Origin of the sequence: Blautia marasmi (genome assembly GCF_900258535.1) — a bacterium.
Taxonomy (GTDB): domain Bacteria; phylum Bacillota; class Clostridia; order Lachnospirales; family Lachnospiraceae; genus Blautia; species Blautia hominis.
Genome location: NZ_OIWX01000001.1, coordinates 3,993,110 through 4,009,996, shown reverse-complemented (window position 1 = coordinate 4,009,996; position 16,887 = coordinate 3,993,110). Strand labels below are relative to the sequence as shown.

Annotated in this window: 13 protein-coding genes and 4 tRNA genes; 5 read left to right on the top strand and 12 right to left on the bottom strand. The window is 46.0% G+C overall.

The features are described from left to right. Positions 1–3 precede the first annotated feature (3 nt). Positions 4–975, bottom strand: a complete 972-nt coding sequence (locus C6P39_RS17365) for an ABC transporter ATP-binding protein (RefSeq protein ID WP_104804630.1) — start codon at positions 973–975, stop codon at positions 4–6. Continuing rightward, positions 962–1,957, bottom strand: coding sequence for an ABC transporter ATP-binding protein (locus tag C6P39_RS17360; protein ID WP_095171211.1), 996 nt, complete (start codon positions 1,955–1,957; stop codon positions 962–964). The genes C6P39_RS17365 and C6P39_RS17360 overlap by 14 nt, the downstream gene beginning before the upstream one ends. Before the next feature lie 393 nt (positions 1,958–2,350). On the opposite strand from C6P39_RS17360, the gene C6P39_RS17355 reads away from it, so the two are divergent. The 5 genes from C6P39_RS17355 to C6P39_RS17335 all read left to right on the top strand — a co-directional run bounded on the left by C6P39_RS17355 (position 2,351) and on the right by C6P39_RS17335 (position 8,489). Further along, complete coding sequence (locus tag C6P39_RS17355; RefSeq protein WP_104804629.1) at positions 2,351–3,214, top strand: helix-turn-helix transcriptional regulator; 864 nt, start codon at positions 2,351–2,353, stop codon at positions 3,212–3,214. Positions 3,215–3,418: 204 nt separating this feature from the next. Continuing rightward, positions 3,419–4,066, top strand: a complete 648-nt coding sequence (locus C6P39_RS17350; RefSeq protein WP_095171216.1) for a TetR/AcrR family transcriptional regulator — start codon at positions 3,419–3,421, stop codon at positions 4,064–4,066. A 145-nt stretch (positions 4,067–4,211) separates the two neighbouring features. Next, positions 4,212–5,630 (top strand): trimethylamine methyltransferase family protein, encoded by a 1,419-nt coding sequence (locus C6P39_RS17345; protein ID WP_104804628.1) that lies wholly within the window; start codon positions 4,212–4,214, stop codon positions 5,628–5,630. Positions 5,631–5,696: 66 nt separating this feature from the next. Continuing rightward, a complete protein-coding gene (locus tag C6P39_RS17340; protein ID WP_158661607.1) occupies positions 5,697–6,938 on the top strand; it encodes an MFS transporter in 1,242 nt (413 codons plus the stop codon). Positions 6,939–6,956: 18 nt separating this feature from the next. Further along, positions 6,957–8,489 carry a BCCT family transporter gene (locus C6P39_RS17335; protein WP_104804626.1) on the top strand — a complete coding sequence of 511 codons (1,533 nt, stop codon included), beginning with the start codon at positions 6,957–6,959 and terminating at the stop codon, positions 8,487–8,489. 80 nt (positions 8,490–8,569) lie between these two features. Here C6P39_RS17335 and C6P39_RS17330 read toward each other — a convergent pair. The 10 genes from C6P39_RS17330 to C6P39_RS17285 form a co-directional block, all read right to left on the bottom strand. Beyond that, positions 8,570–8,643, bottom strand: a tRNA-Met gene (locus C6P39_RS17330). A 32-nt stretch (positions 8,644–8,675) separates the two neighbouring features. Continuing rightward, positions 8,676–8,748: transfer RNA gene (locus C6P39_RS17325), tRNA-Val, on the bottom strand. A gap of 37 nt (positions 8,749–8,785) precedes the next feature. Then, positions 8,786–8,859, bottom strand: a tRNA-Met gene (locus tag C6P39_RS17320). Positions 8,860–8,889: 30 nt separating this feature from the next. Then, positions 8,890–8,962: transfer RNA gene (locus C6P39_RS17315), tRNA-Val, on the bottom strand. Positions 8,963–9,151: 189 nt separating this feature from the next. Continuing rightward, positions 9,152–10,891 (bottom strand): ABC transporter ATP-binding protein, encoded by a 1,740-nt coding sequence (locus C6P39_RS17310; RefSeq protein ID WP_104804625.1) that lies wholly within the window; start codon positions 10,889–10,891, stop codon positions 9,152–9,154. A gap of 5 nt (positions 10,892–10,896) precedes the next feature. Further along, positions 10,897–12,666, bottom strand: a complete 1,770-nt coding sequence (locus tag C6P39_RS17305) for an ABC transporter ATP-binding protein (protein WP_104804624.1) — start codon at positions 12,664–12,666, stop codon at positions 10,897–10,899. Between the two features lie 124 nt (positions 12,667–12,790). After that, positions 12,791–13,408: a TetR/AcrR family transcriptional regulator gene (locus C6P39_RS17300; RefSeq protein ID WP_095171249.1), complete on the bottom strand. Its 618-nt coding sequence runs from the start codon at positions 13,406–13,408 to the stop codon at positions 12,791–12,793. Between the two features lie 65 nt (positions 13,409–13,473). After that, positions 13,474–14,655: an amidohydrolase gene (locus C6P39_RS17295; protein ID WP_158661606.1), complete on the bottom strand. Its 1,182-nt coding sequence runs from the start codon at positions 14,653–14,655 to the stop codon at positions 13,474–13,476. A 68-nt stretch (positions 14,656–14,723) separates the two neighbouring features. Then, a complete protein-coding gene (gene dcd, locus C6P39_RS17290; RefSeq protein WP_104804622.1) occupies positions 14,724–15,245 on the bottom strand; it encodes a dCTP deaminase in 522 nt (173 codons plus the stop codon). 341 nt (positions 15,246–15,586) lie between these two features. Next, complete coding sequence (locus tag C6P39_RS17285; protein WP_104804621.1) at positions 15,587–16,885, bottom strand: TRAP transporter large permease; 1,299 nt, start codon at positions 16,883–16,885, stop codon at positions 15,587–15,589. Between the last annotated feature and the right edge of the window lie 2 nt (positions 16,886–16,887).

Below are 16,887 nucleotides of genomic sequence, written 5' to 3'. Positions count from 1 at the left end.
CTGCTAAAGCGGAAAGTGACATGCCACGATCCTGTCTCCTATCTGCCCGTACGGCGGTTCTTTTTCCCTGCAAATCGGTTTGCAGTATCTGCATCTGGTGTGGAAATAACACCCAGTCGGCGGGTTGGATGCAGAAGGGATATCACCCTCAAGTATGATCCTCTGCTTTTCAAAATCAGGGTCCGGTATGGGATTGGCGGACAGCAAGGCCTGCGTATAAGGATGTGCCGGTTTCTCAAACAACTGCTCTGCGTTGACGATCTCCGCCATCTTTCCCAGATACATGACTCCGACCCGGTCTGAAATATGCTTTACTACACTTAATCCGTGGGCAATGAAGATATATGTCAGGCTCAGCTCTTTCTGCAGATCATCCAGAAGGTTCAAGATCTGGGACTGCACGGACACATCCAGAGCTGACACAGGCTCATCGCATATGACCAGTTTGGGATTTAAGATCAGTGCTCTGGCTATCCCGATCCGCTGTCTCTGGCCACCTGAGAATTCATGAGGATAACGGTGATAGTAATCCGGCTGCAATCCCACTCTCTCCAGCATTTTTTTCACCTTTTCCCGTCTCTCATCTCTGGAGCCGATGCGGTGGATGAGAAGGGGTTCCTCAATTATACTTCCAATGGTCATTCTGGGATCCAGAGAAGCAAAAGGATCCTGGAATATCATCTGTATCTCTCTCCTGACCTTTTTCATCTCACTTTTGGACATCTGAAACAAATCTTTTCCCTCAAACAGAACCTCCCCCTGCGTGGGCTTTGTCAGGCAGTTTATCACCCTCCCCGCAGTGGTCTTGCCGCACCCGCTCTCCCCTACCAGTCCAAAGGTCTCCCCCTTGTATACGGTAAAAGAGATTCCGCTCAGCGCATGTACTGTTTTTTTCCCTTTGCTGCCTTTACTGACAAAATCCTTTCCGAGATTTTTCACTTCCAGCAATGGTACTTTCTTATTACCTTCTCCCATTGCACGTATCCTCCTTATCTGTACCCAGAGGAAAATGGCATGTCACTCTGGTTGTCCCGATCATTTGTTCCGACGGTTCCCGGCAGGTGCATATTTCCTTTGCGTAAGGGCATCTGGGATGAAAGCGGCACCCTTTTGCAAACTTGTCCGGGGATGGCACCATACCTTTGATCACTTCCAGTTTCTGTCTGCTGTCCATTCTGGGAATACACTTTAAAAGGCCAAGTGTATAAGGATGCCTGGGATTTTTAAATATTTCCCTGACCTCTGCCTCCTCCACAACTCTTCCCCCATACATGACAATGACCCGCTGTGCCATCTCCGCCACAACTCCCAAGTCATGGGTAATAAAAAGAATAGTCATATCCAGCTCTTCTTTCAGCTTCTTCATCAGGTCCAGTATCTGGGCCTGTATGGTCACATCCAGGGCGGTTGTGGGTTCGTCCGCGATCAAAAGTTTAGGCTCACAGCTTAAGCCCATGGCGATCATGACTCTCTGTCTCATCCCCCCTGACAGCTGGTGCGGATATTCTCGCATACGTGACCCGGGATCTGAAATCCCTACCAGATCCAGCATGTGGACCGCCTTTTTTTCGGCCTCTTTTTTATTGAGCTTCTGGTGGATCCGAAGTGTTTCCATCAACTGATCTCCAATGGAAAATACAGGGTTCAAAGAGGTCATTGGCTCCTGATAGATCATGGAGATGACATTCCCCCTTATGCCGCACATCTCGCTTTCCGGCTTTTTCAGAATGTCCTCCCCCTCAAATAATATCTGACCGCCAACGTATCTTCCAGGGGGCGTGGGCACAAGCTGCATGATGGACAGAGAGGTCACACTTTTACCGCTTCCCGATTCCCCTACAATACACAGTGTCTCTCCTTTGTTGATATGAAAACTTACCCCGTCAACTGCCGGTATTGTCTTATCCGGGGTAAAGAAATAAGTTTTCAAATCTTTCACTTCCAATAGTTTTTCCAAAATCACACCTCCTGGTCATGCCATGAAATCAGTAAATTACAAATTTTTTATAATTTTTCTAAATAACTGCTTTCAATTATATCGAATTGTTCTGATCAAATGTTCTTTTAACTTGCTTTGTTAAGACATTAAATTTGCTGTTTTTCGATCTGTACCGCTTATTCTTTAAAAACCCTTGTTTTTCAACGTATAAATTCATCCTGTCTCCATTGCCGGATTTTTTGTATTGCAGAATCTTGCTTATTTCCGTTTGAAATATGTGTTATTTTGCGGTACTGCAATGGAATTATTTACCTATTTTCCATATTTCTACATCTATTGACAAAAGAAACAGCCTGGGATATACTTTTCAAAAAGTAATGTAAATTATGGGGAAAAGGGGGAAAAACAGATATGGAAATACGCTTTTTTACAAAAGAAATGTGGCAGGAAAGTCCGTTTCACTTTCATGACCAGATGGAAATACTGCTCATCATGTCAGAAGGCGAAAATTTCTTTATCCGTGATAAAATATATCCCATTTCCAGAGGCAGTATCTTCATTCTAAACAGCAGCGACCTGCACAGAAGTGTACCGAAGCCGCGCTCGATCTATCAGTATTATTCCATTCGTTTTTATCAGGAGGAAGTGGATGGAATCTCCACAGATGAATTTGACCTGCTGAAATGCTTCAGAAATCATAACCAGTTCAATCATATGAACAAGCTCAATATCGACCAGATAGACCATTTGCTGAAACTGATCAATAAAATTGAATACTATCTGGCCTCGGACTGCTCTGCCTTTGGCAGAGACATTTTTGCTAGAACACTGCTGGCAGAAGTATTGGTCTATATAAACTTTCTCTACGATACCCCGCTTATTAAGCAGGTGCCCAGTGAAGAACAGATATCCGCTTATTATCCTGTGATTGACTATATAAATGAACATATAACCGAAAAAATAAGCCTGGACTGTCTTGCCCAGAATTTCTATGTGAGCAAATATTATTTAAGCCACCGCTTTAAAGATCTGACAGGAATGACCATCACAGACTATATCATCAAACGACGTCTTACCCTGGCAAAATCCTATCTCAGACAGGGTCTTTCCGTTATGCTGGCCGGTGAGCGCGCCGGTTTTAACAGCAATAATCATTTTATACATACCTTCACCAAGACAGTGGGTATGTCCCCCAAACAATATGCCAGACAGTATTTGCGGCTGGACAGCTATGTATCACCTACTCCGCCGAAGCGGGATATTTTCACCCGCTGAAAAGCGTGCTGCCAAACTCCAAAATGGGACATAATCACGTGTGGTATATAAGTACATTATCATAAATCAATCAGACGATCTGCCAAACTCCAAAATATGTATTGACAAAAATATAGATATGAATTATGATTCACCTATACGGTAAACATGTTTACCACCATTCCATTTTATAAATATTAAAATAAATCACAGCAGGTATAAAGAATGAACCCGGAAAATAACACCAAACAAATACTGATCGAAGCAGCTTATCATATGATACTGGAAAAGGGTGCTGAAAATATTCGAGTACGGGACCTGGCAAAACGGGTTGGCTGTTCACCCGCGGCTCTGTACAAGCACTTTGAAAGCCTGGACTATCTGCTGGCCCTGGCTTCCGTAAGATTTTTGCAGCCTTACATTGAAGAATTAGAGGAAAATCTGAAGAATGCGGATGATATTATCGAGGCACAGATCAATGCCTGGAGACTTTTTAACAAGTATGCATTTATGCATCCCTATATATTTTTAAATTTGTTCTGGGGCACCATGCGCAATGAGCTGGAATCCATACTGCAGGAATACCTTAAAATGTATCCTGTTTTTGTGGAGGGAAGCAACACTGCAATGTTTTACTGCTCCATTTTCAGCGGATGTATTGAGGACAGAGATTACATCTGGTTTCGCCGTGCTGCTGCAGAAGGACGGCTCAGCTATGATGATGCGGAATATGTAAGTCAGATCAACTGCCTGATTGCCAGGGGACTTTTGAGTGAGTATATCAATAGTCCCAAGGACTCGGAAGCCTACAAAAAAGCGGTTGCACATTGCAATTCCCTGATTGAAAAAAACATCCGTATGTATCTCATTTAAATGCTCTGTGACCTGCAATGGGCACAACATAGGGCGGACTTTTATTTCCGCCCTAAACAGGATAAAAAATCTTTTATCCTGTGCTGCATATTTTTTTTACCCCATAGGTTAACATGTTCACCACAAAAAGGAGGTTATTTTCCAAATGAATGACAATGTAAAAAAGATCCACGAAGCCAGCATGAACATCCTTCAAAAAACAGGTATGAAATTCTACCACCCGGACGCAGTCCGCATCCTGAAAAGCCATGGCATAAAAATAGATGAAAACGTGGCACATTTTACGGAGGCCCAGATAATGGAATGGGTCAAAAAAGCCCCTGCCAAAGCCCCTCTCTATGCATCTGATCCCAAGTACGACATGCAGATCGGGGGAAACAGCCGTTATAACGGCCCATGCGGCGGTGCTACTTTTATTATGGATACAGAGGGCCGGACCAGGCCTGCCCTGTTTTCGGACTTTATCAAGCTGCTGAAACTTTTTGAAGGGAATCCATCCTATTGTCTGAACGGGGGACTTGCCTGTCAGCCCAATGATATTCCCACGGAATCCTACATAACACTTCTCGCCCTGGCAAGCATGCTGCATACCCAAAAATGTATCTTTGCCGCTGCAGGGGATTATGATTCCATGGAAACTCTCATCCGGATGGCCTGCATCCGCTATGGAATTACAGTGGAGGAGCTGAAGGAAAAACCGCGTATCTGTACCATTGCCAATACCAATACTCCCCTGTATCTTGACAAAAACATGACGGAAACCGTTCTAACAATGGCTAAATACCGCCAGCCTGTCATCATTGCTTCCGCGGCAATGGCAGGCACCACCGCTCCCGTCACCCTGGCAGGTATGCTTGCCATTGTCAATGCAGAGGTTCTCGCCACCATAGCACTTGCCCAGATGTGTCAACCCGGAACGCCTGTCATCTACGGTTCCCAGTCCACTAATGCGGACATGGCAACCGGGGCCATCGCTGTAGGGTCCCCTGAGGGCGCCCTCAGCTATAAATATTGTGCTGAAATGGCAAAATTCTATGGTATTCCCAGCCGCGCCGGGGGCTCTTTAAGCGATGCAAAATCTTTTAACACCCAGGCCGGATATGAATCCATGATGACCTGCATGGCCTGCAAGGAAAGCGGTATCAATATCATGACCCAAAGTGCCGGAATTATCAACAGCTATCTTGCAGTCTCTTATGAAAAACTCATAACTGATTTTGAAATTTTAGATTTTACAGAGCGGTATATGCGGGATATTGAAGTGAATGCTGACACCATTCCTCTTGACCTCATTGATGAGGTAGGACATGCCGGTCAATATCTCATAAAAGAACATACCCTGGAATTCTGCCGTAAAGAATTATTTGCACCTCATGTAAGCGTAAGGGGGGCGATTGCCAATCCTGCAGATCAGTTTGACAAAAATATTGAAAAGCAAACAGCACGGCTGCTGGAAGTATACAAAAAACCAGAGGTATCTACAGAAGTTCTTAAGGATCTGAAGACACTGCTTCTAGGACAGAATATTGAAGAAACGTATATTGATATGGCAATTGACTCGTAACTGTAACGTTCCGGCAGGCCAGCGCAGCAAATGCGCTGCCTGTAAGAAAGCATGGAGGGAATTAGAATGAATTTATCAAGATCCAAACGCAACCTATTAGTAACCCTTTTAAGCTTTATGGTTGGAATGATCTATTTCATTCCGTTTATCCGCATCTCCTTTTATGACCAGACAATCGCTGCACTGAGTCTTACCAACACACAGTTGGGTTTCCTGGGCTCCGTATACGGCACGCTGGCAATCTTCTGTTATGCCATAGGGGGGATTCTGGCACAAAAGTTCAGCCCTAAGATCCTCATTGGGATCTCTCTGGCAGGCACCGGCGCAACCACTCTTTGGCAGGCCTCTTTTCCGTCATACACCAGTCTCATCATTATATTTGCCTTATATGCTGTATTCACCACTGCCACACTATGGTCACCGTACATTACACTGATGAGGAGCTTTGGTTCTGATGCGGAACAGGGCAGATTATTTGGGATCAGTGAATCGCTGCGAAGCCTTGTCTCTGCGGCTGTCGGATTTCTTTTCATCTGGATCTTCAGCCTGTTCTCTGACGAGATGGGCGGTTACCGGATGATATTGGTCATCGCTGCTGTCATTTATTTTGTTTTTGCGGTTCTGGCTCTGATCGTATTTCCCTCTTCTGTTCACACAGAAAAGAAAGAGACAGCTAAAAAAGGCAGTATCCTTGCGGCCTTAAAACTTCCGGGTGTCTGGCTTGTGGGCCTGTTCATTTTCTTCTGCTATGCGCTGAACTGCGGCGGGGCCTATTACTTTGGGACCTACACCACACAGGTCCTCCACACCAGCACGGCTGTCTCCAGCGGACTGCAGATTTTAAGGACGTATATTCTGGCGATCGGCCTTGGTGTGATTGGCGGCATTATTGCCGACCGGTTCAAATACCGTTCCAGATTTCTTATCTTTGTGCTGATAGCCGCCACCGCCGCCAGTGCAGTCATGCCTTTTTTGGGGAATTTCTTATGGATCGCTATTGTTGTATCGGTGATCATCTCGGGAATAAACTATATGATCAAATCTATCTATTATTCGATCATGGACGAGGCTGTGATTCCCAGAGAACTGACGGGTGCTGCCAGCGGTATCATTGCATTTATCGCATATATACCGGATGCTTTCATTACCTCCATGGTGGGGGTCTGGCTGGATAAAGATATTACGGGCGGCTTTAACAAACTGTTTGCCTTTATGGCAATATGTGGTTTGGCTGCTATTGTGATCGCGGTCATCATAAATAAGCGATACATAAAAGTGCATCCGGAAACAGAGTCTGCAAAAGAATAGGGTCCGGAGGCAGATGGTATGAAAAAAATAAAACCAGAAGTGTTTTTACCGCCCTTTTTTCTGTTTTTGGTGTGTATTATCATAAATATAGCAGACAGTGATCTGTTCACAAAAATTGTCAACACCTTAAATTCTTTCATTGTTGATCAATTCGGGTGGCTGATCATCTTACTTCCCGTCCTTATATTTTTCGTGTGTATTGCCATTTACTTTTCCGGATTCGGCAAAGTAAAGATTGGGGGAGCAGGCGCCAAGCCTAAAATGAGCCTGCTCTCCTGGTTCAGCATCAATATCTGCACTACCATTGCCTGCGGCATTATCTTCTGGTCAGCCGCTGAGCCAATACAGCACCTGCTGCATCCCCCGGACAGTCTCCATATCGAAGCCATGTCACCGGATGCCGCCAAATTTGCCATGTCGGCGATCTATACTCACTGGACCGTACTTCCATACGCCATTTACACACTTCCGGCTGTCATGTTCGCCTTTGGCTATTACAACAAGAAGAAATCATTTTCACTGGCAGCTATGATCACGGTGCTGCTTAACGGACGGGAACACAAATACCTGAACGCAGTCATAGACAGCGTCTGCCTGTTCACACTCGTAGCCGGACTTACCGGTTCACTGGGCGTGGGAGTTCTGAATTTGAGCGGTGGTCTTCATAAATTGTTTGGAATTGACTCCACTCCGTTTGTATGGTCAGCGATCATGCTTGTGGTCATCATCACCTTCCTTGTCTCCGCACTGTCCGGAATCATGCGCGGCGTGCGGCGGCTGTCCAATATGAATGTTTATATTTACTTCTTCATCATTGGATTTGTACTGATATTCGGAGGGACACATTTCATATGTAATTTTGGCGTGGAATGTCTGGGTGATTATCTCAATCACTTTTTTACCAAGTCTCTTTATACCGGTACCTTTGCCAAAGACTCCTGGACAGCCCAGTGGCCAATCTTCTATTTTGCCAGCTGGATGTCCTGGGCACCTATTACAGCAATCTTCCTTGGAAAGATCGCATATGGACGAAGGATCAAAGATTTAGTGGCCATGAACCTGTTCTCTACCTCTGTGTTCAGTATCCTGTGGTTTACCATTATGTCCGGCTCCACAATTCATTTTGCTCTTAACCGGCCAAACAGCGGCATGGTGGAAGCGTTTCAGTCAGGAATTGAAAACACCATTTACCAACTTTTTGAAAATATGCCTTTTACCGGGGTCCTTGTTTTTATTTTCCTCATAGCGGTGTTTCTCTCCTTTGTTACAGCGGCTGATTCTACAGTTATCGCCATCTCCGACTTGTCCACACATGGTCTGGAAAAGGAAGGGGCTGAATCCCCCAACAGTATTAAAATCCTCTGGGCTATTTTGATCGCGTTCATTACGCTTATCATGATGAATGTGGGCAGCGGCGTTGACGGATTGAAAATGATATCCAATATCGGGGGACTGCCTGCGGCGGTATTTTTGTTGCTGGTTATGGGCAGTGCGGTAAAGCTTATGTTTATGCCGCATATGTATAGGGAGGAGAAAGAGCCGCCTGCTTAAAGAATCTAAGCAGGCCCTCAAACAGATTTGTATATAGCAAAAGCACTTGCGGAATAAATTCCACAAGTGCTTATCTATAGTAGCGAGAGGGGGACTTGAACCCTCGACACTACGGGTATGAACCGTATGCTCTAGCCAGCTGAGCTATCTCGCCATCTGTATTTCTTCTGCTTTTTGGCAAAAGAATGGGACCTATAGGGCTCGAACCTATGACCCTCTGCTTGTAAGGCAGATGCTCTCCCAGCTGAGCTAAGATCCCATAATTTTATTTGATTATCTGCTGCTTGTACAGCAAGTAGCGAGAGGGGGACTTGAACCCTCGACACTACGGGTATGAACCGTATGCTCTAGCCAGCTGAGCTATCTCGCCATCTGTATCTCTTTGCTTTTGGCAAAAGAATGGGACCTATAGGGCTCGAACCTATGACCCTCTGCTTGTAAGGCAGATGCTCTCCCAGCTGAGCTAAGATCCCATTTCATTTAGCAGTCTCTGCTATCGCTTGACTGCTTTGCTATTATAACCTTAAATTGTGTCAATTGTCAATACCTTTTTTTCAAAAAAATACAAAAATCTCTTTTTCTCCCATCAATGGGAAACGACACCATATTTTGCATGTCGTCCCCATATTTCCTGCTTCAGCTTTGGGCTGAATTTGCCCCACTCAGGTTCCCTGTAAAGTCCATTCCTGGCTCCTGGTCTGAAGTTCCACCATATGGCGGTAAACACCGCCTTTTTTCATAAGCTGTTCCGGCGTTCCCTGCTCCGCAACTTTTCCGTCAGCAAGAACAACAATCTTATCCGCTCCCGCTACAGTTCTCATACGATGGGCAATGACCAGTACAGTCTTATCTTTTATAAGCCTTGACAGGGCGGTCTGAATCAATGTCTCATTCTCCACATCCAGGGATGCGGTTGCCTCGTCCAGCAGAATTACCGGTGCATTTTTCAAAAAGGCCCTGGCGATGGAAATACGCTGTCTTTCTCCTCCTGAAAGGGTGCAGCCATTTTCCCCTATCTTTGTGTTCCAGCCATCCGGCAGCTTCCCTGCAAATTCCTCACAATTTGCCAGCCTGGCCGCTGCCAGCACCTCCTCATCAGATGCATCTTTTCTTCCGATTCTGATATTTTCCATTATAGTATTGTCGAACAGAGTTACATCCTGAAAAACGATCGCATAGAGGGACAGCAGTGTTTCAGGTTCCACTTTGGATATGTCCATACCGCCGATGGTTATTTTTCCTTTGTCTATATCCCAAAAGCGCGCCGCCAGTCTGGATACTGTGGTCTTTCCGCCGCCGGATGGCCCTACAAGTGCTGTAACCTCATTCTGGCTTGCGGTAAAAGACACGTCCTTCAGGACTTCCTCTCCTGTGTTATACGCAAATCCCACATGGTCAAACACCACATCACAACCTTTTAGATTCAAAGTATTACCGCCGCTCTGCACCTCATGGTCCAGGATTTCATTCATTCTGGAAATATTCGTACGTGTGGAAATCACTGCTGCCAGATTCTGAAGGGCCCCCTGCAGCGGGTCATATAAACGCGATACTACCAAAAGAAACATGAAAAATGTCAGGATATCCAGGCTTCCTTTGACAAGCAGTACGGAACCGGCAAGGGCAGCCGTCGCTATGCCCAGCTTTAAAATCAAGGTGGCTGATACCACAAACACGGCCGTGCCCAGTTCTGATATGATGGCCCGTTTTTCCACTGCTTTAATCTTTTTATCCAATCCTTTCAGATACTCTTCTTCCGCATTGTTTGCCTTCAAATCTCTGGAAGTCTCAATACACTCCTGAATCCCATCGGCGCATGTCATTTTCGCATCCATCTGTCTGCCGTTGAGTTTTCCTTGTATCCTGGCTGAAAATCCTACAATCGCAAACGCCACAGGCATCACCCACAAGGCAGCCAGTGCCATACGCCAGTCAACAGCAAAGAGGCCCACAGCTACCAGCACGGTGGAAATCATGGCGCCTATCAGCTCAGGAATAAAATGAGAAAAGGCCTGTTCCAGAAAAGTACAGTCCGCCATAATTGTACTTGTAAGGTCAGCCAAATCTTTTTTTCCAAAAAAGGAAAGCGGAATCTTACGCAGTTTTTCCGCCAACGAGATCCGCCGTACCCCGCTCTCCACGTATGTGGCAAAATATGTGGCGTTATACTGAAACCAGGTAGCCAGCAGTATCAGAGCAACACAACACACGCACCCTGCAATATAAAAAGCTGTCCTGCTGCCGCTGATTGGGCCCTCCATCAAATCACCGACCAGGCGATAGAGAATTCCCACAGGAAACATAAAGGAAAGATTCTGCAGCACGCAGGCCGCACATCCTTTTACCAGATCAACGGCTCCCTGCCTGGAAAGGGCAAATTTTTTCTGAAGCTTTTCTATCATAACTGTTATACCTCCTTTCCTACCTTCCACTGTACAGAAGTCCGATAATCCTTCCACATCTGGCTGAATATGCCATCTCTTCCCTCCAGTTCACCACAAGTCCCGCTCTCTGCAATTTTACCGCCTTTTATCACAAAAATCCTATCCGCATTTGCCACAGTGGAAAGTCTGTGTGCAATCATGATGACGGTTTTTCCCTTTGAAAGTGCAGAAAATGCTGCCTGCACCCGGATTTCATTGTCAGGGTCCGCAAATGCAGTGGCCTCATCCAGTATAATGATGGGTGAATTTTTCAACATCACTCTGGCTATGGCAATACGCTGCTGTTCACCGCCCGACAGATACACGCCTTTTGTCCCGACCACCGTATCCACACCATCCGGCAGCTTTTCCAAAATATCCATGCATTGCGCTGCTTTCAGTGCCTCCATGACTTCCTCCCTGGATGCTCCCGTTTTTCCCATCTTCACATTTTCCAGAATGGAGGCTTTGATAAGATGACTGTTCTGGAATACAAAGGATACTGTGTCCATCAATTCCTTTTTCTCTATTTTCCGCACATCCACACCGCCGATCAAAACCCTTCCGTTCTGTGGATCAAAGAATCGTGAAATAATATTTGCAAGTGTGGTCTTGCCGCCGCCCGATGGCCCCACAAAGGCAGCCGTCTGACCTGCTTCTATGCGGAGGGATACCCCGTCCAGGGCATTCTTTTCCCCATCATAGCTGTAACTTACATTCCGCAGCTCTATAGAACTGTCTGCAGGGTGCTCCGGCACAGATGTATCCTCAAGAGGTTTCATATCCAAAACACTGTCGATACGTCTTAATGCATCGTCCACTATCATGGCATTTTCACTCTGAAACATAATTTTTGTCAATGTTACAGAGATCACAGGCGTAATAATAATGTAAAAAATCAGATTCAGCAAGAACTCATGGGTCACACCGTTTTGGGTAAGGAGAATCCCTGCCGCTGTCAGAAACGCAAATACGCTGTTAATAGCTGCCGTATAGCACAGCATGGGCATACGGAGCTGTTTTGTATAGGCGATGACCCACCTGCCGTAACGGTCAATAGAATCCTTGAACTTTTTAAAAGAAAAAACTGTCTGCCCAAAGGTTTTTACAACCGGTATTCCCCGCACATACTCCACCGCTTCATTAGACATATCATCCAGTGCATTCTGATATTCCTGCATCTTCTGCTGCATTTTTGCCCCGGTCATGCTCATCATTATGATAAATCCCAAAAGCACGGGTACAAGGCTTAAAACCCCCAGTCTCCAGTCAAAAACTAGTAGCAGTACCAATAAACCGACTGGGGTGGCAATGGCCCCGGCCTTGTCAGGGAGCTGGTGGGCCAGATAATTTTCCGTAGCAGCGCTTGACTCATTTACAATCTTCCGCAGTTTCCCGCTGCCAAAGCTTTCCGCAAAGCCCAGCGGCAGCTTTACAATGTGATGCACGGCTTCACTGCGGATATTTGACGCGATCCTGAATGCCGCTATGTGAGAGCACATCAGCCCGCCAATATAGACAAGTACAGATAACACGGCGAACAGTACTGCCATCCAGCCATTATGCACCAGATTTTCTCCGGCGGTAAAATCCGGTGCCGTTTCCAGCACCTCTTTGATTATCTTCCAGATATACCAGAACGGGACCAGTGCAATAAACGCGCTCAGGGCTGACAATACCCAGGATGAATAGGTTAAATACCTGTGGCTGCCGGCATAACCCATAAGCCTTGACAGATTCGATTGTTTCTTCACATCTTTTCCTCCTCTACTGCTTTTTTGTTTTTATATAAGGCAGGTTTTATCAAGGAATAAAACCGCTTCCTTATCACACGCTTCGGTTAGTTTAAACTAACCTTGATCTAAAAATTATAAGGCACTAAAGCCCCATAATTTTCATCCATCCGGCATTATAAAATTCTCGCAGTTCATGGACATATATTTTTGCCTGCTTCTGCGGCATATCGTGAACTACCATCTCAAAAAATCCGGAAAGCATACTGCTGGCCAATATGTGTTCCATCTGGCTGTCTATTTTTCTCACCTGATATCCAACACTCTCCATGGAAGCCATAAAACGGTGTGTATTTTTCACTTCTATCTCTACCATTGTATGGATATAGTCCTCATACTCCGTGCCCTCTGAACAACACAGCACCAGCTTAAACGCGTCAAAGTTGCTGTATATATAATCCACCATCCAGTCCATACAGGCTTCTGTTATCTCATCCATGCGTCTTTGCTGTTCTTTAGGTGAAAGTCTTGCAAATGCCTCCTGCACTTCCCTGAATCTTTCAAGACAAGTCCTTGCGGGCTCCTCCGTTAAAGCTCGAAAAAGCTCTTCTTTGCTTTTAAAATAACCATAAAAAGCACCGGTAGTCACTCCCGCCTCCCTGACAATATTCCTGAGAGAAGCCGCCCGGAATCCCTTTTCCAGAAATTCTTTTTTCCCCGCATCCAAAATATTCTGCAGGGTGTTCAAATCTACACCGGGCAAGTGCCCACCTCCTTGTAACAGCGTTATATAACACTGTTATATTGTATCTGGTAAATTCTGGTTTGTCAAGAGAGTTTCCTATATTTTTTATGTTCTTCTTTTATCTGTGACATCAATTTAGGTTCCAGCGCCAGTTTATAACCCAGACCCGCAATGATTTCAGCTCCATCCCTGAGAACGATTCCGGCTGCCTCTGTATGCAGAAGCCGCTCAAATTCCCTGTCGTGGATCACAATCTCTTTCTTCTCCCCTGTGATGTCTATCATGGGATGAAACACCGGAATCTTAAGATTTACATTTCCCAGATCCGTGGAACCTCCCGGCCCCTTAGATCTAACCGTTTTTCTTCCTGTATCCGCAAACAGTTCCTGCATCATTGCATCCATAGTATCATTCCAGTAGATCTCCCCGTAATCCGGATACCGCTGGCTCCACTCCACAGTGGTTCCTGTGGCCATGGCCGCTCCTTTTGCGCAGGTCTCGGATATCTTATTGAGTTTCCACAGGTTCTCAATGGTGGCTGCCCTGTAATAATAATCCAGGCACACCTCATCCGGAACAACATTGGGCGCTGCTCCTCCTTTTGCCACAATGCCATGGAACTGGCAGTCTTTTGTCAAATGCTGGCGCCACATATCCATGGCATCCATAAAGAGCCTGGCAGCATTCAGTGCATTGAGTCCTTCCTCCGGGCACGCGGAGGCATGAGCCGCTTTTCCATGGAATGTAAAATATCTGTCATTGGATGCCAGCACCTGGAAATAGGTGACATCCTCATTGTTCAGATGCACCATAGCCGCATACTCATAGCCGTCAAAGCCTCCGTTTTCCGTCATATAACATTTTCCGCCCACGAACTCCTCACCGGGTGTACCGATCAGATCAATTCTCATGGGAAGGTCATGGTATGCCTCCCGCAGTGCAAGGGCCCCCAATATACTGATCGCACAGCTATAGGAATGCCCGCACGCGTGTCCCACCTCCGGAAGCGCGTCATATTCACATATAAAAGCTGCCTTTGGTCCCTTGAAATCTTTTTTCTCCCTATCCACAGCCAGGAAGGAATGAGGCATCCCTGCATAGGGGGCCGTAATTTCATACCCCAGTTCTTTAAGGAAATCTGTGATATATGCACATGATTCCTTTTCCTCCCCGCTGATCTCCGGATGTTCTGTCAGATGGTCTGCCAGTGTCCTGACCTTGTCAAAGTATTTTTCAACCTGATCTCTGATTGCTTCCTGCACCATATCCTTCTCCTTTACTCCGCCCTGGCCTGATGTACTGAAAATAGACACATAGGCCTGCCGGCATTTTGCTATTTTTCAAAATCCTGATACATTTTGCTTGCCTCTACCCCGGTATTATTCTGATACTTACCACTCTTGTACAAATCATATTCCCCGTCAATGTCATGATAATAGATTTGGCATACCTGCACATTTGGGTATATTCTCACCGGATGGATGCAGAATATCTCCAAAGTCCAGTGGCCTGCAAAGCCTATATCTCCAAAACCTGCACTCACGTGAATAAAAAGCCCCAGCCTGCCTGTGGAAGAACGCCCCTCCAGCATGGGCACATAATAATCCGTTCTGGTGTATTCCTGCGTTCTGCCCAGGTACAGTTTATTCGGCTCCAGAACCATTCCCTCCTCCGGGATTGTAATTTTTTTGACCGGATTTGGTTTCTTCATATCCAGGACCGGCGTGTCGTAGACCAGAAGTTCATCTGCCAGGGAAAGGTTATAACTGTTGGGATTGACGCGCTTTTCATCAAACGGCTCAATTATGATCTCCCTGCCAATGTGCTTTAGAATTTCTTTACCTGATAGTATCATGGTATTTGTCCCCCAATGTAAGATTATTGTGTCTAAAAGTCTGCCTTGATTATATCATCTCAAAAGCAGTGCTGACAAGCAATTATAATGTTCAAAAATAATGCTGCCCGGTTCAGGTTACTGTACACAGGCAATGTTCCGGGAGGTGTTTTCCCAAAGGGATGCTGGGCGTTACGCAGCAAAATCCCGAGCCAGCCAGCGCCGAAATGCAATTCATTGCATTTTGTACCCTAAAGGGCAGAACTGTGCATGGCGAAGCGTGTTACTGCGCAAAGAGTTATGTTTCTAGTATACTGCCAACAGTAACCGTTCAGGAAACGCACCAGACAGCATGTATCATATCAGGAGTAAAACAAGTTCGGCAGCCAGGTAGACAAAGCCGGGCAGAAAATGATCAGAAGCAGGACAAGGAACATTGCCGGAAGATATTTGGCGCACTCTTTCGTCACTGTCGATACCGGCAGCCCTGACACATCCGACATGACAAACAGACATATTCCAAACGGAGGTGTGACAATTCCCGATATTAAGGCAACAGTCATCATCACGCCAAAGTGCACCGGGTCCAATCCCAGATTATTGATTATAGGCATAAAGATAGGCGTTATCAGCAAAATGGCTGCAGTGGTATCCATAAAACATCCAACAATAACCAGTATAACAGCCAGCACAAGTAAAACAAACACCGGCCCGGCAGAATACAGCGGGGACAGCATGTTCTGCAGCACGGTAGCCAGTCCTTCTTTTGTGATGATCCATGTGAAGAAGCCCGCAATGGCAATGATCAGCATGAAGGTTCCCGAAGTCTCCACTGCGTCCTTAAGTGCCTGCATAAAGCTTTTGAATGTCAGCTCTTTATAAATGATCCCCAGGATAATGGAATAATCAATCGCAACGATCGCCGCCTCTGTGGGGGTGAAGATACCTGTCGTGATCCCTCCGATAATAATAACCGGGGACATAAGCGCCGGAACTGCTTTCAGCAGTTTAATGGGGATCTCTTTTGCCGGGATTTTGGTGATTGGCCAGTTTTTCCCTTCTTTTGTGGTCTTAGACTGGACGAATATAGACACCATCAGAGCCAGCCCCATGATAATACCGGGTATCAGGCCTCCCAAAAATAATTTGCCGGTAGAGATTCCTGCCGAAGCCCCTAAGACCACCATGGCGACGGACGGAGGGATCAGCGGTCCTATCACACTGGAGGACGCTGTGATACCTGCGGAAAAAGATTTTTTGTACCCTGCCTTATCCATCATCTTCATTTCAATAGCCCCCAGGCCACCGGTATCACCAACCGCAGTGCCTGACATGGAGGCAAACATCATACTTGCCACAACATTTGCGTAGGCCAGGCCGCCCTTAAAACGCCCAACAATGGCAAGTGCCGCATCAAACAGGCGCGTTGTCACCCCTGCAGAATTCATCATCCGACCGGAGAGAAGGAATGCCGGAAGTGCTATCAGCACATAGGAAAACAGCGGCGTTGTCATGGAATGGGGAAGGTTGACAATAGAGACTGAACCTCCCTGCATCAGAAGATATACCAGTCCCGGAAGCCCCAAGGCAAAAGCAATGGGCATTCCTATAAAAAGTAAAATTAAAAATGTAAGAAGCAATATGGTTATGTTTAGACCCATTT